Origin of the sequence: Thauera butanivorans, assembly GCF_048398245.1 — a bacterium.
GTDB lineage: Bacteria > Pseudomonadota > Gammaproteobacteria > Burkholderiales > Rhodocyclaceae > Thauera > Thauera butanivorans.
This window is the reverse complement of sequence record NZ_CP183038.1, coordinates 2,574,180-2,595,648: the sequence shown is the minus strand read 5'-3', so window position 1 is coordinate 2,595,648 and position 21,469 is coordinate 2,574,180. Positions and strand designations below refer to the sequence as shown.

17 protein-coding genes are annotated in these 21,469 nt (G+C 66.8%); 4 read left to right on the top strand and 13 right to left on the bottom strand.

The annotated features are described in order from the left end of the window. Position 1 precedes the first annotated feature (1 nt). From rseP to rpsB, 8 genes are all read right to left on the bottom strand, one after another. Positions 2–1,366 carry an RIP metalloprotease RseP gene (gene rseP, locus ACNQFN_RS12635; protein WP_068637274.1) on the bottom strand — a complete coding sequence of 455 codons (1,365 nt, stop codon included), beginning with the start codon at positions 1,364–1,366 and terminating at the stop codon, positions 2–4. Then, positions 1,363–2,565 carry a 1-deoxy-D-xylulose-5-phosphate reductoisomerase gene (gene ispC, locus ACNQFN_RS12630; RefSeq protein WP_068637275.1) on the bottom strand — a complete coding sequence of 401 codons (1,203 nt, stop codon included), beginning with the start codon at positions 2,563–2,565 and terminating at the stop codon, positions 1,363–1,365. Before ispC ends, rseP begins: the two co-directional genes overlap by 4 nt. 38 nt (positions 2,566–2,603) lie before the next feature. Continuing rightward, positions 2,604–3,428 (bottom strand): phosphatidate cytidylyltransferase, encoded by an 825-nt coding sequence (locus ACNQFN_RS12625; RefSeq protein ID WP_418646673.1) that lies wholly within the window; start codon positions 3,426–3,428, stop codon positions 2,604–2,606. Beyond that, the gene (gene uppS / locus ACNQFN_RS12620) at positions 3,421–4,209 is read right to left on the bottom strand and encodes a polyprenyl diphosphate synthase (RefSeq protein ID WP_068637277.1); all 789 of its coding nucleotides are present in this window, start codon (positions 4,207–4,209) and stop codon (positions 3,421–3,423) included. Before uppS ends, ACNQFN_RS12625 begins: the two co-directional genes overlap by 8 nt. A gap of 46 nt (positions 4,210–4,255) precedes the next feature. Next, on the bottom strand, positions 4,256–4,813 hold the full coding sequence (frr, locus tag ACNQFN_RS12615; protein WP_068637315.1) for a ribosome recycling factor: 558 nt from the start codon (positions 4,811–4,813) through the stop codon (positions 4,256–4,258). 20 nt (positions 4,814–4,833) lie between these two features. Continuing rightward, a complete protein-coding gene (gene pyrH / locus ACNQFN_RS12610; protein ID WP_068637278.1) occupies positions 4,834–5,547 on the bottom strand; it encodes a UMP kinase in 714 nt (237 codons plus the stop codon). A gap of 10 nt (positions 5,548–5,557) precedes the next feature. Beyond that, on the bottom strand, positions 5,558–6,463 hold the full coding sequence (gene tsf / locus ACNQFN_RS12605) for a translation elongation factor Ts (RefSeq protein WP_068637279.1): 906 nt from the start codon (positions 6,461–6,463) through the stop codon (positions 5,558–5,560). A gap of 106 nt (positions 6,464–6,569) precedes the next feature. Then, entirely contained in the window at positions 6,570–7,325 is a 756-nt protein-coding gene (gene rpsB / locus ACNQFN_RS12600; RefSeq protein WP_068637280.1) for a 30S ribosomal protein S2, read from the bottom strand. A gap of 297 nt (positions 7,326–7,622) precedes the next feature. Here rpsB and map point away from each other — a divergent pair, with 297 nt between their 5' ends. Together map and ACNQFN_RS12590 are read left to right on the top strand one after the other, a co-directional pair. Next, complete coding sequence (gene map / locus ACNQFN_RS12595) at positions 7,623–8,444, top strand: type I methionyl aminopeptidase (RefSeq protein WP_068637281.1); 822 nt, start codon at positions 7,623–7,625, stop codon at positions 8,442–8,444. 30 nt (positions 8,445–8,474) lie between these two features. Then, positions 8,475–11,051 (top strand): [protein-PII] uridylyltransferase, encoded by a 2,577-nt coding sequence (locus tag ACNQFN_RS12590; protein WP_068637282.1) that lies wholly within the window; start codon positions 8,475–8,477, stop codon positions 11,049–11,051. Between the two features lie 37 nt (positions 11,052–11,088). Here the strand turns inward: ACNQFN_RS12590 and ACNQFN_RS12585 are convergent, their stop codons facing one another. Further along, on the bottom strand, positions 11,089–11,595 hold the full coding sequence (locus ACNQFN_RS12585) for a TIGR00645 family protein (RefSeq protein ID WP_068637283.1): 507 nt from the start codon (positions 11,593–11,595) through the stop codon (positions 11,089–11,091). 32 nt (positions 11,596–11,627) lie between these two features. Further along, on the bottom strand, positions 11,628–12,365 hold the full coding sequence (locus ACNQFN_RS12580) for an S-methyl-5'-thioinosine phosphorylase (protein ID WP_418646672.1): 738 nt from the start codon (positions 12,363–12,365) through the stop codon (positions 11,628–11,630). Between the two features lie 115 nt (positions 12,366–12,480). Between ACNQFN_RS12580 and typA the strand changes: the two genes are divergently transcribed. Next, entirely contained in the window at positions 12,481–14,298 is a 1,818-nt protein-coding gene (gene typA / locus ACNQFN_RS12575; RefSeq protein ID WP_418646671.1) for a translational GTPase TypA, read from the top strand. Positions 14,299–14,453: 155 nt separating this feature from the next. Further along, positions 14,454–17,198 carry a cation-transporting P-type ATPase gene (locus ACNQFN_RS12570; protein WP_418646670.1) on the top strand — a complete coding sequence of 915 codons (2,745 nt, stop codon included), beginning with the start codon at positions 14,454–14,456 and terminating at the stop codon, positions 17,196–17,198. Positions 17,199–17,282: 84 nt separating this feature from the next. On the opposite strand, the gene galU is transcribed toward ACNQFN_RS12570, so the two are convergent. The 3 genes from galU to ACNQFN_RS12555 form a co-directional block, all read right to left on the bottom strand. Continuing rightward, positions 17,283–18,188 carry a UTP--glucose-1-phosphate uridylyltransferase GalU gene (gene galU / locus ACNQFN_RS12565; protein ID WP_068637286.1) on the bottom strand — a complete coding sequence of 302 codons (906 nt, stop codon included), beginning with the start codon at positions 18,186–18,188 and terminating at the stop codon, positions 17,283–17,285. 96 nt (positions 18,189–18,284) lie between these two features. After that, the gene (gene ligA / locus ACNQFN_RS12560) at positions 18,285–20,339 is read right to left on the bottom strand and encodes an NAD-dependent DNA ligase LigA (RefSeq protein ID WP_068637287.1); all 2,055 of its coding nucleotides are present in this window, start codon (positions 20,337–20,339) and stop codon (positions 18,285–18,287) included. Beyond that, positions 20,339–21,442 carry a cell division protein ZipA C-terminal FtsZ-binding domain-containing protein gene (locus ACNQFN_RS12555; protein WP_068637288.1) on the bottom strand — a complete coding sequence of 368 codons (1,104 nt, stop codon included), beginning with the start codon at positions 21,440–21,442 and terminating at the stop codon, positions 20,339–20,341. Before ACNQFN_RS12555 ends, ligA begins: the two co-directional genes overlap by 1 nt. Between the last annotated feature and the right edge of the window lie 27 nt (positions 21,443–21,469).

The following is a 21,469-nucleotide window of genomic DNA, read 5'->3' as shown; positions in this document are numbered from 1 at the left end:
TTCAGCCGGAAATGAGTCGGTTGATGTCGTTGTAGAAGGCGAAGGCCATGAGCATCGCCAGGAGAACGAGACCGATCTGCTGACCGATCTCCATGATGCGTTCCGGAATCGGACCGCCCTTGATGATTTCGACCGTATAGTACAACAAGTGTCCGCCATCAAGCACCGGGATCGGCAGCAGGTTCAGCACCCCGAGGCTGATGCTGATCAGCGCCACGAACTTGAGGTAGTGGTCGAGTCCGAGCTGTGCGGTCTGGCCCGCGTAGTCGGCGATCGTGACCGGACCGGAAAGGTTCTTCCATGACACTTCGCCGGTGAACATGCGGCCGATCATCTTCAGGCTCAGCACGCTGGTTTCCCAGGTCTGGTGCACCGCCTTGACCAGCCCTTCACCAATCCCGTAGCGCACTTCGGCAAACATCGACAGCCCGCCCTGCAGGGGCTCGGCCACGCCTACGCCGATCCGCCCGATGCGCGCTCCGCCCTCGACCAGTTCGTCCGGCACGATGTCCAGCACGAATCGCCCGCCGTCACGCTGCACGTCGAAACGCAGGCTGCGCCCGGCCGCGTCCCTGACCTTGGCGACCAGCTCGCCCCAGGAAGCGATCGGCTCGCCGTCGATGGCGAGGACTTCGTCGCCGCTTCGCATGCCGGCACCCGCCGCTGCACCGTCCTCGGCAACCCGCCCGATGACCGCGGGAATCAGCGGACGCCAAGGCTGCAGGCCGAGGCGAACGATCAGGTCCTGCTGGCCGTCGTCGATCGGGACGCCTCTGAGATCCAGCCTGCGGACGGCTTCCCTGTCGTCCAGCGTACGCACATGGAGCAAGACCTCGCGGCTGTCGAGTGCATGGCGCAGCAGAACCCAGCGCAAGTCCTGCCACGAGCGGACGGCTTCGTCGTCCACCGCGAGCACGAGGTCGCCGTCCTGCACGCCGGCAGCCTGGGCGATGGCCGGCGTGTCCGACAAGGCCAGGCGCGGCTGCAGCTCGTTGCTGCCGGTGACGAACAATCCCCAATACAGCGCCACCGCCAGCAGCAGATTCGCCAGCGGTCCGGCGGCGACGATCGCGAAGCGGCGCCAGACGCTCTGGCGATTGAAGGCCCGGTGCAGCTCCTCCGGCGCGACAGGGCCTTCGCGTTCGTCGAGCATCTTGACGTAGCCGCCCAGCGGAAAGGCCGCGAGCGCCCATTCGGTGCCGTCGCGACCGGCCTTGCGCGACAGCAGCGGCTTACCGAAACCGATCGAGAAGCGCAGCACCTTGACGCCGCACCAGCGGGCGACGAGGTAGTGGCCCAGTTCGTGCACCAGGATCAGCAGGCCCAGCGCGAGCGCAAAAGGCAAAAGGTAATCGAACAGGTTCATCTGGCTGCCGCAAGCTTGTGAATTTCCAGCCGTGCCCGCTCCCTCGCCTGCGCGTCGGCAGCCAGCACGGCATCCAGCGAATCGACAGCGAAGTCGCCGGCGCGTTCCAGGCAGGGCTCGATGACGCGGGCGATGTCGAGGAAACCGATGCGGTGGCCGAGGAAAGCATCGACCGCTTCCTCGTTGGCGGCATTGAGCATCGCCGGCGCGGCGCCGCCGGCCCGCAGCGCCTCGAATGCCAGCGCCAGACAGGGGAAGCGGGCCAGATCCGGGCGCTCGAAATCGAGCCGGGCCACTTCGAACAGATCGAGTGCACGCACGCCGGCATCGATACGCTCGGGCCAGGCCATGGCATGGGCGATCGGCGTGCGCATGTCGGGGTTGCCCAGTTGGGCGATCACCGAACCGTCGATGTACTCCACCATCGAATGGATCACGCTCTGGCGGTGGACGACGACCTCGATGATGTCGGCAGACGCGCCGAACAGCCAGTGCGCCTCGATGACTTCGAGGCCCTTGTTCATCATCGTTGCCGAATCCACCGAAATCTTGCGCCCCATCACCCAGTTGGGATGGGCACAGGCCTGCTCGGGGGTGACGCCGGCCAGCGTCTCCAGCGGGCTTGCCCGGAAAGGCCCGCCCGAGGCGGTCAGCAGCACCCTGCGTACGCCGGAGCGTTGCGGGTCGCGCGCATAGCTGGCGGGCAAGGCCTGGAAAACGGCGTTATGCTCGCTGTCGATCGGCAGCAGGACGGCACCGCTCCCGGCCACCGCATCCATGAACAGCCGCCCGGACAGCACCAGCGCCTCCTTGTTGGCCAGCAGCACCTTCTTGCCCGCACGCGCAGCGGCAAGCGCAGGACGCAGCCCGGCGGCGCCGACGATCGCCGCCATGACCATGTCGGCTTCGGCCGCTGCGGCGATGTCGACCAGCGCTTCGCTGCCGCACAGCACCTCGGTGCGGCTGCCCGCCGCACGCAGCGCGGTCCGCAGGCGCGCCGCGGCCTCGCCATCGACCAGCACGGCGAATTGCGGCGCAAAGCGCAGCACCTGTTCGAACAGCTTGTCGTCCTGGCGGTGCGCGCTCAGAGCGAAGACCGAGAATCGATCCGGGTGGCGGGCAACGACGTCGAGCGTGCTCTGGCCGATGGAACCGGTCGCACCCAGGACGGTGATGCGCTGGACGGCGTGTTGGGACATGGTGTGATCTGGAATGGGACGGAGTGGCGCCTGGCCGCTCAGCGCGCGAGCAGCACGGCGCCGAGGGCGACCATCGGCAGCGTCGAGGTGAGGCTGTCGATGCGATCGAGGATGCCGCCATGGCCGGGGAGAATGCTGCCGCTGTCCTTCAGGCCGGCCTGGCGCTTGAGCAGCGATTCGTACAGGTCGCCGACGATGCTGACCGCCGTCCACAGCACCAGGCCGGTCACGGTGGCAGTCACGCCGCCGGGAAAGCCGGCCCGCTGCGATGCCAGCACGATGAAACCGAAGCACAGCACGGCAAGGACCGCACCCGCCGCACCTTCCCAGGTCTTGCCCGGGCTGATCGACGGTGCGAGCTTGTGCCGCCCGAAAGCGCGGCCGGAGAAGTAGGCCGCGATGTCCGCGACCCACACCACCGCCATCGTCGCCAGCAGGGTCCAGGGGCCGATCGCCCTCAGTTGGGCGAGCGCGAGCGCCGTGGGCACCAGCACGACGAAACCGGTCAGCGCGGCCAGCACGGAGTCCGACAAAGGCCATTTGCGCACCAGCCACAGCGGCGCCAGCACCAGCCAGAACGCCGCGCTGATGACGTAGAGCGGCGTCAGCCCAAGCTCGTATCCGGTCGGGAAAGGCGAGCTCAGGCCGGCCAGATGGCCGAACAACAGGCAGATCGCGCCGAAGGCCAGCGCCGTCGCGACCCGCAGCGTCCGCGCGAACCCGGCCAGCGCCCCCCACTCCCAGGTCGCAGCGCTGCACAGCAGCGCGCAGAACACCAGCCAGCCCGCCGGTGGAAGGAGGAAGACGGCCGCGAGCAGGCCGACGAGCAGCGCGATCGCGGTGATGATTCGCGCCTTAAGCATGAGGTCTCTCGCTCTGCGGAAGGCCACGGGCGACGAGTTGCTCGCTGGTCCGGCCGAAACGGCGTTCGCGCCCCTGGTAGGAAGCAATGGCCTCGTCGAGCGCAGCCGCATCGAAATCCGGCCACAGCGCGTCGGTGAAATACAGTTCGGTATAGGCGAGCTGCCAGAGCATGAAATTGCTGATGCGCTTCTCCCCGCCGGTGCGGATGAAGAGATCGGGCTCCGGTGCGAAACTCATCGACAAGGCGCCCGTCAGCTCTTCCTCGCTGAAGCCGTCACGGCGTTCGGGATGCGTGCGCATCAGTTGCGATACCGCATTGGCGATATCCCAGCGGCCACCATAGTTCGCCGCCACGCACAGAGTGAGCCTGGTGTTGCCAGCGGTCTTCTCCTCGGATTCGCGGATGACCCGCACCAGCTCCGGATCGAAGCGGGACATGTCGCCGATGACCCGCAGGCGAATGCCGTTGTGGTCGAGGCGCGCCACTTCCTTGTGCAGCGCACGCATGAAGAGCTGCATCAGGAAGGAGACTTCGTCCGCCGGCCGGCGCCAGTTCTCGGAACTGAAGGCGAACAGGGTCAGGTATTCGACCCCGCGCTCGACGCAAGCCTTGACCACCGTGCGCACGGCTTCGAGCCCCCGGGCATGCCCGGCGACACGCGGCATGAAACGCTTGCGCGCCCAGCGCCCGTTGCCGTCCATGATGATCGCGATGTGCCGCGGCACCGCAGGCACCTCGGGAATGTCCCGCGTGGAGCTCGCGAATCGTCCGTCCGTCATTGTCCGCCTCCTGTCCTGCCCATGAGGGAAGAGCCGATCCGGCGGATCAGATCTGCATCAGTTCCTGTTCTTTTGCGGCAAGCAGCTTGTCGACCTCGGCAACGTACTTGTCGGTCAGCTTCTGGACGTCCTCCTCGGCACGGCGCTCGTCGTCCTCGGAGATTTCCTTGTCCTTGACCGCATCCTTGAGCTGCTGATTGGCGTCGCGGCGCAGGTTGCGGATCGCGATCTTGGCGCCCTCGCCTTCCTGCCTGACGATCTTGGTCAGGTCGCGGCGGCGCTCTTCGGTCAACGCGGGCATCGGTACGCGCAGCATCTCGCCCATGTTCGCCGGGTTCAGGCCGAGGTCGCTGTCGCGGATGGCGCGTTCGACCTTGGGCAGCATCGGTTTTTCCCAGGTCTGCACGCCGATCGTGCGGGCATCGATCAGGGTGATGTTGGCCACCTGGTTCACCGGCACCATCGAACCGTAGTACTCGACCATGACGTGGTCGAGCAGGCCGACGTGGGCGCGGCCGGTACGGATCTTGGCCAGATCGGTCTTGAGCGCCTCGACCGATTTCTGCATCTTCTGTTCAGCGGTCTTCTTCAGTTCGGAAATCATCAGCGCACTCTCCAAGGGCGTCAGGAATGAACCAGCGTGCCTTCGTCCTCGCCCATGACGACGCGCCTGAGCGCACCCGGCTTGAAGATCGAAAACACGTTGATGGGCAGCTTCTGGTCGCGGCACAGCGCGAACGCGGTCGCATCGAGCACCGCCAGGTTGCGGCCGATCGCCTCGTCGAAGCTGATGCGATGGTAGCGCTGGGCATCCGGATCCTTCTTCGGATCGGCGGTATAGACGCCATCCACCTTGGTCGCCTTCAGCACGATCTGGGCACCGATCTCGGAACCGCGCAGCGCCGCCGCGGTGTCGGTGGTGAAGAAGGGGTTGCCGGTACCGGCGGCGAAGATCACCACGCGCCCCTCTTCCAGATGGCGGATCGCACGTCCGCGGATGTAGGGTTCGACGACCTGGTCGATGCGCAGCGCCGACTGCACGCGCGCCTCGACGTCCATGCGGCGCATGGCGTCGGCGAGCGCCATCGCGTTCATCACCGTGGCCAGCATGCCCATGTAGTCGGCAGTGGCGCGGTCCATGCCGGATGCCGCACCCTTCATGCCACGGAAGATGTTGCCGCCGCCGATCACCACACCCACCTGGACGCCCAGGCGCGAGATCTCGGCGATCTCGGAGACGATGCGGGTCACCACGTCCTCGTTGATGCCATAGGCGTCGTCCCCCATCAGGGCTTCGCCGGACAGTTTCAGCAGGATGCGCTTGTAGGCGGCGGACATGTGCTTCTCCTTACTGCTTGGCGGCAGCAGCTGCAGCAGCCTGCTGCTCGGCCACTTCGGCGGCGAAATCGGTCACTTTCTTCTCGATGCCTTCGCCGACGATGTACAGCATGAAGCCGGCGACCGAAGCGCCCCTGGCCTTCAGCAGCTGTTCGATGGTCTGCTTGCCGTCCTCGGCCTTGACGAAGACCTGGGCCAGCAGCGTGACTTCCTTCAGGAACTTCTGCACCGTACCGTCGGCGATCTTCTCCAGCATCGCCTCCGGCTTGTTGTCGGCACGCGCCTTTTCGATGGCGATGCGGCGCTCGGCATCGATCAGTTCCTGCGCGACGCCCGAAGCATCCAGCGCCTTCGGCTTGGACGCGGCGATGTGCATCGCGATGTCGCGGCCCAGTTGCTCGTCGCCACCGACCAGATCCAGCAGCACGCCGATCTTGGCGCCGCCGTGGATGTAGCTGAACAGCTGGCCCTTGGCCTCGACGCGGGCAAAGCGGCGGATCGACATGTTCTCGCCGATCTTGCCGACCAGCGCGGTGCGAACGGATTCGACCGTGCCGTCGGCCAGCGGCAGCGCCGACAGCGCAGCAACGTCGGCCGGGTTCTTGTCGGCGACCAGCTTGGCGCAGTTCTGCACCAGCGCCAGGAAATCGTCGTTCTTGGCGACGAAGTCGGTTTCGCAGTTGACTTCGATGATGGCACCCAGCTTGCCGTCGGCGGAGATCTCGATGCCGACCACGCCTTCGGCCGCCACGCGGGTCGCCGCCTTGCTGGCCTTGTTGCCGAGCTTGACGCGCAGGATCTCTTCGGCCTTGCCCATGTCGCCGGCCGCTTCGGTCAGCGCCTTCTTGCATTCCATCATCGGCGCGTCCGTCTTCTCGCGCAGTTCCTTGACCATGCTCGCGGTGATTTCCGCCATGCTAACTCCTCGAATTTCGGCTATCGCCCGCACCGGCCCCAGCCAATGCGGAACGGGTATTCACGATGACAAAAAAGGGCCCCTCGAGGCCCTCGCAAGCCGCAGATCAGGCCTGCTCTTGCGTGTTCTCTTCCTCGACCTCGACGAACTCGTCGCCACCGGCATCGACGATTTCCTGCAGCACCTGGCTGCGCCCCTGCAGCACGGCATCGGCCACGCCACGGGCGTACAGGCGGATCGCGCGCGAGGAGTCGTCGTTGCCCGGGATCACGTAATCCACGCCTTCGGGCGAGTGGTTGGTATCGACCACGGCAACGACCGGGATGCCCAGCTTCTGGGCTTCGGTGATGGCGATCTTGTGGTAGCCGACGTCGATGACGAACAGCGCGTCGGGCAGGCCGCCCATGTCCTTGATGCCGCCGATCGACTTCTGCAGCTTCTCCATTTCGCGGCGCACGGTCAGCGCTTCGCGCTTCGACAGGCGCTCGATGGAACCGTCTTCGACCATGGCCTCGACTTCCTTCAGGCGCTTGATCGACTGCTTGACGGTCTTGAAGTTGGTCAGCATGCCGCCGAGCCAGCGCTCATCGACGAAAGGCATGCCGGCACGGCGGGCTTCCTCGGCGATGATCTCGCGCGCCTGGCGCTTGGTGCTGACGAACAGGATGTTGCCGCGATTGGCGGCCAGCTTGCGCACGAAGTCCATCGCTTCGTTGTACTTCACCATCGTCTTCTCGAGGTTGACGATGTGGATCTTGTTGCGCTGGCCGAAGATGTACGAGGCCATGCGCGGATTCCAGAAACGGGTCTGGTGACCAAAATGGACGCCCGCTTCGAGCATCTGACGCATCGTGACTGACATGTGAAACTCCAGATTTGAAAGGGTTGGACCTCCGCCCCGGGAGTGCTCCGTCACGCGCACCGGCCATCACCGTGGCCCGCACGCGCCCTTTGCACCTTGCCGGCTTCGCACCTTCGGTACGCGCGCCGGACCCCATTCCACAGGACGTGTGGATTTTTGCCTGCCCATGCAGACAAGCCTGCGATCTTAGCATGCCAGCGTTACCCTGCTCAAGGGCGCGCGTGCCTCGTGTTTGCCCGCCCCAGCCCGCTTGCGATACCTTTAGACCCTTTCCAGCCCCAGCAGACAGAAACCGACATGAGCATCGTCCTCAAAACCCCGGAAGAAATCGAAAAGATGCGCGTGGCCTGCCGCCTCGCCGCCGAGGTTCTCGACTACATCGCCCCCTTCGTCAAGCCGGGAGTCACGACCGGCGAACTCGACCGCCTGTGCCACGATTACATGGTCGATGTGCAGCAGACGATTCCGGCACCGCTGAACTACGCCCCGCCGGGCTACACGCCTTTCCCCAAGTCGATCTGCACCTCGATCAACCACCAGGTCTGCCACGGCATCCCGGGCGACAAGGCACTGAAGAAGGGCGACAGCCTCAACATCGACATCACCGTGATCAAGGACGGCTTCCATGGCGACACCAGCCGCATGTTCCTGGTCGGCGGCGAGGCCGCGGCCAGCATCGCTTCGCGCCGGCTGGCCCAGATCACCTATGAATGCATGTGGCTGGGCATCGCCGCGGTGAAGCCGGGCGGCCATCTGGGCGACATCGGCGCCGTGATTCAGAAGCATGCCGAGGGCAACGGCTACTCGGTGGTGCGCGAATTCTGCGGCCACGGCATCGGCCGCAAGTTCCACGAGGAGCCGCAGGTGCTGCATTACGGCAAGGCCGGCACCGGGCCGGAGCTCCTGCCGGGCATGATCTTCACCGTCGAGCCGATGATCAACGCCGGCAAGGCCGCCATTTCCGAACTGCCCGACGGCTGGACCATCGTCACCAAGGATCGCAGCCTGTCGGCGCAGTGGGAGCACACCGTGCTGGTCACCGAGACCGGCGTCGAAGTCCTGACCCTGTCCGAGCACTGCCCGCCCCCGCCGGCCGTCGTCGCCTCGCGTTTCGCCTGAATCCGCTTTTCGCGCAAGGCCCGAGCCACCATGCAAGACGCTCTCAACGCCCGCCTTCAAGCCCTGATCGCGGAAGCCCGGCAGCGGCTGGCCGATGGTTCGGCCGCGTTGCGCGCCGCGTACGATGCCCATCCGCGCACCTCGACGGTGCTGGAGGGGCGCACACGGCTGGTCGACGCCGAGGTCGCCGGCCTCTGGCAGGCTTGCGGCATGCCGGCCAACGCGGCCCTGGTGGCGGTCGGCGGCTACGGGCGCGGCGAGCTGTTTCCCGCCTCGGACGTCGATCTGCTGGTCCTCCTGCCGGGCACGGCGGACGTGGAGACCCGCATCCGGCTGAGCGCGATGGTCGGCGCGCTGTGGGACATCGGGCTCGAAATCGGCCACGCCGCGCGCACGGTGGATGAATGCATCGAAGCCGCGGACGACGACATCACCGTGCAGACCAGCCTGCTCGAGGCCCGCTTCCTCGCGGGCAACGCGTTGCTGTTCACCGAGTTGGAAGAGCGCTATCGCGCCGCGCTGGACGTACCCACCTTCTACAAGGCCAAGCTGCTCGAACAGGAGCAGCGCTACGCGCGCTTCGACGACAGCCCCTATTCGCTCGAACCGAACTGCAAGGACAGTCCCGGCGGGCTGCGCGACCTGCAGATGCTCGGCTGGATCGCACAAGCTGCCGGGCTGGGCCGCAACTGGCGCGACCTGGCCCGTCGCCGCCTGATCACCGGCAGCGAAGCCAGCGAGCTGCGCAGCGTGGAACGCTTCCTGCAGCACCTGCGGATCCGCCTTCACTACCTGGCCGGGCGTGCCGAAGACCGCCTGCTGTTCGACCACCAGGAAAAGCTGGCGCGCATCATGGGCATCGGCGCCAGCGCCAACCGGCGCGCTTCCGAAGTGCTGATGCAGCGCTACTACGTCAATGCCAAGATGGTGACGCAGCTCAACACCATCCTGCTGCAGAACTACGGCACGGTGATCTTCCCCGGCCGCGGCGCGGCCATTGTCATCAACCCACGCTTCCAGGCCGTGCGCGAACTGCTCGACATCCGCCACGAGGACATCTTCGAGCGCCAGCCGTCGGCACTGCTGGAATGCTTCCTGCTGCTGCAGCAGCGCTCGGAACTCAAGGGCATGACCGCGCGAACGCTGCGGGCGCTGTGGATCAACCGCAACCGCATCAACGCCGCCTTCCGCGCCGACCCCGCGCACCACGCCCTGTTTCTGCAGATCCTGCAGCAGAAGCGCGGCATCGTGCACGCCTTCCGGCGCCTGAACGAATACGGCATCCTGTCGCGCTACCTGCCGGCCTGGCGGCGGATCGTCGGCCAGATGCAGCACGACCTGTTCCATGCCTACACCGTCGACCAGCACATCCTGACGGTGCTGCGCAACATCCGGCGCTTCACGATGGGCGAGCACGCGCACGAATATCCGCTGATGACGCGCCTGATCCAGGTCTTCGACCGCCATTGGCTGCTCTACATCGCGGCGCTGTTCCACGACATCGCCAAGGGCCGCGGCGGCGATCACTCCAGGCTGGGCATGATCGATGCACGTGACTTCTGCGTGCTGCACGGCCTGGACGACGAAGACACCGAACTCGTCGTCTGGCTGGTCGGGCAGCACCTGATCATGTCCCACTTCGCCCAGAAGGAAGACATCTCCGACCCCGAGGTGATCCAGCGCTTCACCGACATCGTCGGCAGCGAACGCCGCCTCGTCGCGCTCTATCTGCTCACCCATGCCGACATCCGCGGCACCGGCCCCAAGGTCTGGAACGGCTGGAAAGGCAGGCTGCTCGAGGATCTCTTCTTCGCCGCCCAGCGCCTGCTGCGCGGCGCCACCCCGCAGCAGGCGCTGGGCATGGACGACCGCCTCGAGGATGCGCGCCGGCTGCTGCGCTATCACGGCCTGCGTCCCGGCGTCGAGGAGCGGCTGTGGTCCGAGCTGGACGCGGTGTATTTCATGCGCCATTCGGCCGAGGAGATCGCCTGGCACACGCGCGTGCTGTACTTTCGCCCGGACTCCGATGAACCCGTCGTCAAGGCACGGGTGACCGAGGACGAGGACGGCGTGCAGGTGATGGTGTTCACCCCCGACCAGCGGGAGCTCTTCGTCCGCCTGACCGGCTTCTTCAGCCGCCTCGGCTTCACCATCCTCGACGCCAAGGTGCACACCACCCGCCACGGCCATGCGCTCGACAGCTTCATCCTGCAGGATCCGGGCGGCGAAGCCCGCTACCGCGACGTGATCACGCTGATCGAGCACGAGCTCACCGCCTACCTGGCCCGCCCGGATGCGCTCGACCGCCCGTCGCGCGGCCGCATGTCGCGCCACGTCAAGCACTTCCCGATCACGCCGCAGGTCAGCATCCGCGCCGACGAGGCGGGCCGGCACTACATCCTGTCGCTGACCGCGGCCGACCGGCCGGGACTGCTGTTCGACGTCGCCGAAATACTCGCCAACCACGGCATCCGCCTGCTCACGGCGAAGATCGCCACGCTCGGCGAACGCGTCGAGGATACTTTCCTGCTCAGCGGCGCCACGCTTGCCCAGGACGCCCAGCTGCTGCGCATCGAGCGCGAACTGCTGCAGCGCCTGCAGGTCTGAGGCGCGCCACCGAGGGCCGGGCCGGAGAGCCTGGCCCTCAGTGAGCCTTGCCGCCGAGGCGGTCCATCAGCGCGTAGAGCACACCGGAACACAGGAAAGTGATGTGGATGCCGACCATCCAGGCCAGATGGCGGTCGCTGAGGTTGTCCACGTTCATGAAGGCCTTCAGCAGCTCGATACCCGAGATCGCCACGATCGAGCCGATCAGCTTGATCTTGAGGTCGGAGAAACCGATGTGCCCCATCCACTCCGGGCGATCCTGGTGGCTGTGCAGGTCGTCCATCTTGGAGACGAAGTTCTCGTAGCCGCTGAACATGATGATGATCAGCAGGTTCATGATCAGCGCGATGTCGACCAGCGACAGCACGCCGATGATCAGTTCGCCGCCGGTCGCGGTCATGATGTGGGCGAACAGGCCCCACACTTCCTTGCCGAACTTGACCAGCAGCACCACCATCGCCAGCACCAGGCCGAAATAGACCGGCGCCATCAGCCAGCGGCTGGAGAACAGCAGGTGCTCGAAGTTGTTTTCCAGCCGTTTCATGTCTTGCGCTTCCTGATTCATCGCTTTCCGTTTCATACCTGGCAGATCATTTCGAGGATGGCGCGCACCCGGGCCATCGCCGTCTGCAGCGTGGCCTCGATGTCGTCGAAGACGATCCCGCGCGCGCTGTCCGAGCGCCCCGCGGCGTGATTGACCACGACGTTGAGCGCCGCATACGGCAGCTCCAGTTCGCGCGCCAGCGCAGCCTCCGGCATGCCGGTCATGCCGACGACGTCGGCGCCGTCGCGCTCCAGCCGGTCGATTTCCGCCGCCGTTTCCAGCCGCGGCCCCTGGGTGGCGGCATAGACGCCGCCGTCCACCGCGCGCTCGCCGGCGGCTGCCGTCGCCGCCAGCAGCCGCCGGCGCAGCACCGCGTCGTAGGGGTGGGTGAAATCGACGTGCTTGACCGGCATCTCGCCGCCTTCGAAGAAGCTGCTGTCGCGCCCCCAGGTGTAGTCGATGATCTGGTCCGGCACGACCAGGGTGCCCGGGCCGAGATCGGCACGGATGCCGCCCACCGAGGCCACCGAGATGATGCCCTTGACTTTCGCCTGCTTCAGCGCCCAGATGTTGGCGCGGTAATTGACCCGGTGCGGCGGAATCGTATGGCCGTAGCCGTGGCGGGCGAGGAAGATCACCGGCTCCGAACACAGGCTGCCGTAGGTCAGCGCGCCGGACGGCTCGCCGTAGGGGGTGCGCACGACCTCGCGCCGCACGATGGCGAGGGAGGAAAGCTGGGTCAGGCCGCTGCCGCCGATGATCGCGAGCATCCGCTTGCTCCGCTGAAAAAATGGGCGCGGATTTTAGCACGCAGCTTCGACAAAGGATGCTGCGCTGCCGCAACGCATGTTAGAATCCTCGCCCTTTCAAAGACTTCCCGCCTCCATGTCCCGCGCCATCCGCAACATCGCCATCATCGCCCACGTCGACCACGGCAAGACCACCCTCGTCGACCAATTGCTGCGCCAGTCCGGCACCTTCCGCGAAAACCAGCAGGTCGCCGAACGCGTCATGGACTCGGGAGACATCGAGAAGGAACGCGGCATCACCATCCTCGCCAAGAACTGTGCGATCCAGTACGGCGACACCCACATCAACATCGTCGACACCCCGGGCCACGCCGACTTCGGCGGCGAGGTCGAGCGCGTGCTGTCGATGGTCGACAGCGTGCTGCTGCTGGTCGATGCCCAGGAAGGCCCGATGCCGCAGACCCGCTTCGTCACCCGCAAGGCACTGGCGCTGGGGCTGAAGCCGATCGTCGTCATCAACAAGATCGACCGCCCGGGCGCCCGCCCGGACTGGGTCATCAACCACACCTTCGACCTGTTCGACAAGTTGGGCGCCACCGAGGAACAGCTCGACTTCCCGGTCATCTACGCCTCCGGCCTCAACGGCTTCGCGGTCGAGAGCCTCGACGACGAGCGCAAGGACATGCGTCCGCTGTTCGAAGCCATCCTCAAGTACGTGCCGCCGCCCGAGATCGACGTCGACGGCCCGCTGCGGCTGCAGATCTGCTCGCTCGACTACTCCACCTACATGGGCCAACTCGGCATCGGCCGCATCCAGCGCGGCCGCATCCGCCCGAACCAGGAACTGGTCGTGATGTACGGCGACGAGAACCGCGGCAAGGGCAAGGTCAGCCAGGTGCTGACCTTCAAGGGCCTGGAGCGCTCGGCCGCCGAGGTCGCCGAAGCCGGCGACATCGTGCTGGTGGCCGGCATCGACCAGGTCAACATCGGCGTCACGCTGTGCGACCCCGACAAGCTCGACCCGCTGCCGCCGATCGCCGTCGACGAGCCGACGCTGACGATGAACTTCATGGTCAACACCTCGCCGCTGGCCGGCCGCGAAGGCAAGTACGTCACCAGCCGCCAGATCCGCGAACGTCTGGAAAAGGAACTGCTGAAGAACGTCGCGCTGCGCGTCAACTACACCCAGGACGCCGACGTCTTCGAAGTGTCGGGCCGCGGCGAACTGCACCTGACCATCCTGCTCGAAAACATGCGCCGCGAAGGCTACGAGATGGCCGTCGGCCGCCCGCGCGTGGTGTTCAAGGAAATCGACGGCCAGAAGTGCGAGCCCTACGAGCTGCTGACCGTCGACGTCGAGGAAGAGCACCAGGGCGGCGTCATGGAAGAACTCGGCCGCCGCCGTGGCGAGCTGCAGGACATGCAGCCGGACGGCAAGGGCCGCGTGCGCCTCGAATACCGCATCCCGGCCCGCGGCCTGATCGGCTTCCAGGGCGAGTTCCTGACCCTGACCCGCGGCACCGGCCTGGCCAGCCACGTCTTCGACGACTACGGCCCGATGGCCGGCCAGATGGCCGAACGCCGCAACGGCGTGCTGATCTCGCAGAACAACGGCGACGCCGTGGCCTATGCGCTGTGGAACCTGCAGGACCGCGGCCGCATGTTCGTCAGCCCGGGCGACGCGCTGTACGAAGGCATGATCATCGGCGTGCATTCGCGCGACAACGACCTCGTCGTCAACCCGATCAAGGGCAAGCAGCTCACCAACGTGCGCGCCTCGGGCAAGGACGAGGCGGTCAACCTGACGCCGCCGATCCAGCTCACGCTCGAATCGGCGATCGAGTTCATCGCCGACGACGAACTGGTCGAGATCACACCGAAGTCGATCCGCCTGCGCAAGCGCCACCTGCAGGAGCACGAGCGCAAGCGCGCAGCGAAAGCCGCCGACGCCTGAGCCGCCGCTGCCGCCACGCATGAACGCCCTTCCCGATCGCCGTGAAGGGCGTTTTCCTTTTGCGGCATGAACTACGACGATCCTGCCGTTGTCTGGAAGAGTCGAGCATCGCTTGTCAGAATATGCAACAAGCGACCGGACATCGAGACCGACCCATGACGAAAGACTCACGCCCCGTTCACGCCGGCGATCCTTTTCCTTCCTCGTCCCAGCCGCCCACCCGCTGGCACACCCTGAGCCGCTCCCAGGTCGAGGAAATGCTGCAGACCGGAACGCGCGGACTGACCGAGGCCGAAGCCGCCAGGCGCCTGGGCGTCTACGGCCCGAACCGCCTGGCACCGCCCAAACGGCGCGGCCCGCTGCTGCGTCTGCTGATGCAGTTCCACAACATCCTGCTGTACGTGATGATGGGCGCCGCCCTGATCACCGCGCTGCTCGGCCACTGGGTCGACACCGGTGTGCTGATGGCGGCGGTGATCATCAACGCCATCATCGGCTTCATCCAGGAAGGCAAGGCCGAATCCGCGCTCGACGCCATCCGCGGCATGCTCTCGCCCCACGCGATGGTCGTGCGCGACGGCGTCCGGCGGGAAATCGACGCCGGCGAACTGGTGCCCGGCGACCTTGTCGTGCTGGCCTCCGGCGACCGCGTGCCGGCCGATCTGCGCCTCGCCTCGGTCAAGGAGCTGCGAGTCGAGGAAGCCGCGCTGACCGGCGAATCCCTGCCGGTGGAGAAGACCACCGCCACCGTCGCCGCCGATGCGCCGCTGGGCGACCGCCACGGCATGGCCTACTCCGGCACCCTGGTGGTGTACGGCCAGGCCAGCGGCATCGTGGTCAGGACCGGCGCAGCCACCGAGCTCGGCAAGATCAACCAGATGCTGGCCGACATCCGCAGCCTGACGACGCCGCTGCTGCGCCAGGTCGATCGCTTCGGCCACGCCCTGGCGCTGACCATTCTGGCGCTGTCGGCCGCGACCTTCGTGCTCGGCACGCTGTGGCGCGGACACGCGCCGGCGGACATGTTCATGATGGTGGTGGCACTGGCCGCTTCCGCGATTCCCGAAGGCCTGCCGGCGATCATGACCGTCACGCTGGCCCTCGGCGTGCAGCGCATGGCGCGGCGCAACGCGATCATCCGCCGCCTGCCGGCGGTCGAGACGCTGGGCTCGGTCACGGTGATCTGCTCGGACAAGACCGGCACGCTGACGCGCAACGAAATGACGGTGCAGAAAGTGGTCTGCGCCGGCCACGTGTTCGACGTCGGCGGCGTCGGCTACGCACCGGTGGGCGACCTGAGCGTGGACGGCCGCATCATCGACCCCGAGCACTATCCCGCGCTGGCGATGGCGATCCGTGCCGGCGTGCTGTGCAACGACGCCCGCCTGTGCGAGGAAGACGATCTGTGGCGAATCGAAGGCGACCCCACCGAAGGTGCGCTGCTGGTGCTCGGCGGCAAGACCGGCTTTTCGCAGCACCTCGGCGACGAAGCCTGGCCCCGCCTCGATTCGATCCCCTTCGAATCCCAGCACCGCTTCATGGCCACCTGGCATCGCGACAGCGACGACATGCCGTGGATCTTCACCAAGGGCGCGCCGGAGCGCATCTTCGACATGTGCAGCGCGCAGTGGGGCGCCGACGGCGAGGAGCCGCTGGACATCGACACCTGGCGGCGCATGGCGACCAATGTCGCCGCGCAGGGGCTGCGGCTGCTGGCGCTGGCCTGCAAGCGCGCCGCGCCGCAGGGCGAGTCGCTCGATTTCGCCGACGTGGACGCCGGCTTCGTGCTGCTGGCCCTGGTCGGTATCATCGACCCGCCGCGCGAGGAAGCCATCCGCGCGGTGGGCGACTGCCACCATGCCGGCATCCGCGTCAAGATGATCACCGGCGACCATGCCGAAACGGCGCGCGCGATCGGTGCCCAGCTTTCCATCGGCGTCGGCAAACCGGCGCTGACCGGCGCCGAGGTGGCGGTGATGGACGATGCCACGCTGCGCGAGGTGGCGATGGAAGTGGATGTCTTCGCCCGCGCCAGCCCCGAGCACAAGCTGCGCCTGGTGCAGGCCTTGCAGGAGCATGGCCAGGTGGTGGCGATGACCGGCGACGGCGTCAATGACGCCCCGGCCCTGAAGCGCGCCGACGTCGGCGTGGCGATGGGCATGAAAGGCACCGAGGCCGCCAAGGAAGCCAGCGACATGGTGCTGGCCGACGACAACTTCGCCACCATCGCCACCGCGGTGCGCGAAGGCCGGGCGGTCTACGACAACCTCAAGAAGTTCATCCTGTTCATGCTGCCGACCAACGGCGGCGAGGCGCTGGTGGTGATCGCCGCGATCCTGTTCGAGCTGATCCTGCCGCTGACGGCGGCCCAGGTGCTGTGGATCAACATGGTGACGTCGAGCACGCTCGGCCTCGCGCTGGCTTTCGAGCCGGCCGAGCGCGGCATTATGAACCGTCCGCCGCGGCCGCCCGGCGAAGCCCTGCTGTCGGGCTTCTTCGTCTGGCGCGTGCTGATGGTGTCGGTGCTGATGATGACCGGCGCGCTCGGCCTGTTCCTGTACGAGCTGGACAAGGGCACCAGCATCGAGACCGCACGCACGATGGCGGTGAACGCAGTGGTCGCGGCGGAAATGTTCTATCTGGTCAACAGCCGCTTCATCCTCGCGCCCGCCCGCCTGAGCGGCAACCGCTACGTACTGCTGGCGATCGCCGCCTGCATTCCGCTGCAACTGGCCTTCACCCATCTGCCGCTGATGCAGGGTATCTTCGGTTCGGACGACCTGACGCTGCTGGAGTGGGCCAAGGTGCTGGGCGCCGGCCTGCTGGTGTTCTGCGTCGCGGAAGCGGAGAAGTTCATCATCCGCCGCACCCCGCTGGCCGCACGGCTGCATCACGCCTGAAACGCGACGCGGGGTGGAGGGAGGCCGCTTGCCGGCTTCCCTCCACCCCGCGCATTCCTTGCCAGTGCTTTCTCTCGGTGCCGCCTACTTGGCGGTTTTCGCACTCTTTTGCTGCGCGCCGAAGCGTTCGCCGAGATAGTCGGCGAATTCGGCACCCGTTTCCGGGTGGCGCAGGCCGAATTCGATGGTCGCTTTCAGGTAGCCCAGCTTGGAGCCGCAGTCGTAGCGCACGCCGTCGAACTGGTAGGCCAGCACGGCCTCTTCCTTCAGCAGCGAGGCGATGGCGTCGGTGAGCTGATACTCGCCGCCGGCGCCGGGCTTCAGGGCGCGAATGTGCTCGAAGATGCGCGGCGTCAGGATGTAGCGGCCGACCACCGCCTGCGTGGTGGGCGCTTCCTCGGGCTTGGGTTTTTCGACGATGCCGGTCATGCGCTGCACCTTGCCCGACTCGTTCTCGGTGCTGACGATGCCGTAGCTGCGCGTTTCCGAGCGCGGCACGTTCATCGTGCCCAGTACCGAACAGCGGTGGTAGCTGAAGACGTCGACCATCTGCTTGAGCACCGGCGTGCCGTCCTTGTTGTCGAGCAGGTCGTCGGCGAGGATCACCGCGAAAGCTTCGTCATTGACGATGTTGTCGGCGCACAGCACCGCATGGCCCAGGCCCAGCGCTTCGGACTGGCGGGTGTAGATGCAGTTGACGCCCTTGGGCACCGTCTTGCGCACGATCTCGAGCAGTTCCTTCTTGCCGCGGGATTCCAGCTCGGTCTCGAGTTCGTAGGCCTTGTCGAAGTGATCCTCGATCGAACGCTTGGTGCGGCCGGTGATGAAGATCATGTCGGTGATGCCCGCTGCCACCGCTTCTTCGACCGCGTACTGGATCAGGGGCTTGTCGACGATCGGCAGCATCTCCTTCGGGCTGGCCTTGGTCGCCGGCAGGAAGCGCGTGCCCATGCCGGCGACCGGAAATATTGCCTTGGTGATCTTCTTCATGCCTGCTTCACTCCCTGTTCGATCGTTCGACAAAGCCGTCCATGCCTCGGCTGGCCGGCGCGCCCGGCATCATGCGCGAAGCCGCAGCCGCCTGCATCAGGCATTTGTATCCGTTTTGCGCAGCAGTTCACGCAAGCCTTCCTCGTCGAGGATGTCCACGCCCAGCTCCTGCGCCTTGACCAGCTTGGAGCCGGCTTCGGCGCCGGCGATCAGCCAGGTGGTCTTCTTCGACACCGAGCCCGCGACCTTGCCGCCCCGCGCCTCGATCAGCGCCTTGGCCTCGTCGCGCGTCAACGTGGGCAGGGTGCCGGTGATCACGAAGGTCTGCCCTGCCAGCCCGCCCTGGGGCATCCGTAGTTGCTCGCTCTCCGGCCAATGCACGCCGGCGGCACGCAACTGCTCGATGACTTCGCGGTTGTGGGGTTCGCCGAAGAACTCGACGATGGAGCGGGCGACGATCGGACCGATGTCCGGCACCTGCTGCAAGGCCTCGGCGTCGGCCTCCATCAGCGCATCGAGCTTGCCGAAATGGCGTGCGAGATCGCGCGCGGTAGCTTCGCCGACGTTGCGGATGCCGAGCGCGAAGATGAAGCGCGCCAGCGTCGTCGACCGGCTCTTCTCGATCGCGGCGAGCAGGTTCTGCGCCGACTTCTCGCCCATGCGCTCCAGATTCGCCAGCGCGAGGATGCCGAGCCGGTAGATGTCGACCGGCGTCTTGACGATGGTGGCATCGACCAGTTGCTCGACCAGCTTGTCGCCCAGCCCCTCGATGTCCATCGCCCGCCGCCCGGCGAAATGCAGCAGCGCCTGCTTGCGCTGGGCCGGGCAGAACAGGCCGCCGGTGCAGCGCGCCACGACTTCGTCCTCGCCGCGCACCACATGCGAGCCGCACACCGGACAGGCGGGGAAACGTTCGAGCAGGTCGAAACGCGGCAGCTCGCCCTGGCGCCGCTCGACGACCGGCGCGACCACTTCGGGAATGACGTCGCCGGCGCGGCGCACGATCACCCAGTCGCCGATGCGCACGTCCTTGCGGTCGATCTCGTCCTGGTTGTGCAGCGTGGCATTGGTGACGGTGACGCCGCCGACGAACACCGGTTCCAGCCGCGCCACCGGCGTCAGCGCGCCGGTGCGGCCGACCTGCACTTCGATGCCGCGCAGCAGCGTCACCGCCTCCTGCGCCGGGTACTTGTGCGCCACCGCCCAGCGCGGCTCGCGCGTGACGAAGCCGAGCTGTCGCTGCAGCTCGAGCGAATTGACCTTGTACACCACGCCGTCGATGTCGAAGGGCAGCGTCTCGCGCAGGCCGGCGATGCGCGCGTGGAAGGCCGCCAGCCCGGCCGCGCCCTGCACCACTGCGCGGTGCCCGCACACCGGCAGGCCGAAGGCGGCGATGGCGTCGAGCACTTCGGCATGGGTCGCCGGCAGCGCCCAGCCTTCGGTTTCGCCCAGGCCATAGGCGAAGAAGGACAGCGGCCGGCGCGCGGCAATCGCCGGATCGAGCTGGCGGATGCTGCCGGCCGCGGCGTTGCGCGGATTGACGAAGGTCTTTTCGCCGGCTTCGGCCTGGCGCAGGTTCAGTGCCTCGAAGTCGTCGCGGCGCATATAGACTTCGCCGCGGATCTCCAGCACCGCGGGCGCCTGGCCGTGCAGGCGAAGCGGCACCGCGCGCATCGTGCGGACGTTGCTGCTGACGTCCTCGCCGGTCTCGCCGTCGCCGCGGGTGGCGGCCTGCACCAGCATGCCATGCTCGTAGCGCAGGCTGACGGCGAGGCCGTCGAACTTCAGTTCGGCGACGTACTCGACCTCGGCATCGCCCTCGCCCAGCCCGAGCTCGCGCCGCACGCGGGCATCGAAAGTATGGGCACCGCTGGCCTCGGTGTCGGTCTCGGTGCGGATCGACAGCATCGGCACCCGATGGCGTACCGGCGGGAACTGTTCGAGCGGCCTGCCGCCGACGCGCCGGGTCGGCGAATCGGCGGTGTGGAGCTCGGGATGCGCCTCTTCCAGCGCCTGCAGTTCACGGAACAGGCGGTCGTATTCGGCGTCCGGCACCGTCGGCGCATCGAGGACGTAGTAGGCGTGGTCGTGGCGAGCGATCTCGTCGCGCAGCGCTTGCGCGCGCTGCGCCGCAGAAACGGGCGAATCCATCACAGCGCGAACAGGCGTCTTGCCAGCGGACCGCCCGCGGGGATGCCGCTTTCGGCCATGCGATCCTGGAACTGGCGGATCTGGCTGCGGATCATCGCAGCCGCCTCGGCGCCGAAGGGGGCACGATTGTCATCCACCACCGTGCCCTTGCTCTGCTGCGCCAGCGCACCGGCGAGTTCCATCATGTGATCGAAGGCCGCCACGCCGTCACGCACGCGGGGAACGTCGATGACCAGCGTGACCCCCATGGTCGCCAGCGACGCCATGTCCTCGGAAAACGCGCCCGCTTCCAGGTTGGCCAGCGTGAACAGCGTGCTGCCGTCGTCGGCCAGGGCATGAAAGCTGCCGTCGCCGGCAAGGCTCAGCTCATGGCGCCTGGCGAACTGGGCGATTTCCCGGCCTTCGAGGGGACGCTCGCCGGCGATCACATTGACGCCGATCTGTACGTCCACTTCGGCGCAGAAGCCATCGAGCTGGGCCGCGCCGTGCAGCGTCTCGCCGCGCGCCGGCAAGCCCGGCGGCAGCGCCATGACGAGGTCGGCGACACGCTGCACGCCCCCCGAGAAACGCATGAAGTCCGCTTCGCCGATCGAACCGCGGCGATCGACCAGCTGCAGCGCGGCGCAGAACCAGTGGCAGGCGCCGTCGGCGTCGGGGCCGAGCGGGAACCACAGGTTCTCGGCATCGTTGAAGCCGAACCAGCGGACCGGCTTGGACAGGCCTTCGAGGTGCTCGAGCTGTGCCTGCCAGACACGCTGCACGTCGAGCGGTTCGATCGCCTCGAGGCGGATCACGCAGTCGGTGCGGGCGTCGAGCAGCGCGGGCAGCTCGGGGGCCGAACGCTTGATCGATGCCTCGCGCACCGGGCGCGGGATTTCGTCGTCGCCGTTGCCGAAGCCCGGTTCACGCCGTTCGAAACGTTCCCCCGCCTCTTCGCTCTGCCCGCCGCCGCGCGGTTCGAGCAGCACGTCGCGGTGTTCGGATTTGAAAACCTTTTCGGCCTTGCTGCGGTGCTTGCGTTCCTGCCACTTGTTGTAGGCAAAAATCAGCACCACGACGCCGAGACCCGCACCGATGAGGGCGATCTGAAGTTCGCTGTCCATATGTAAGAGAGATTCCCGAATTCCTTG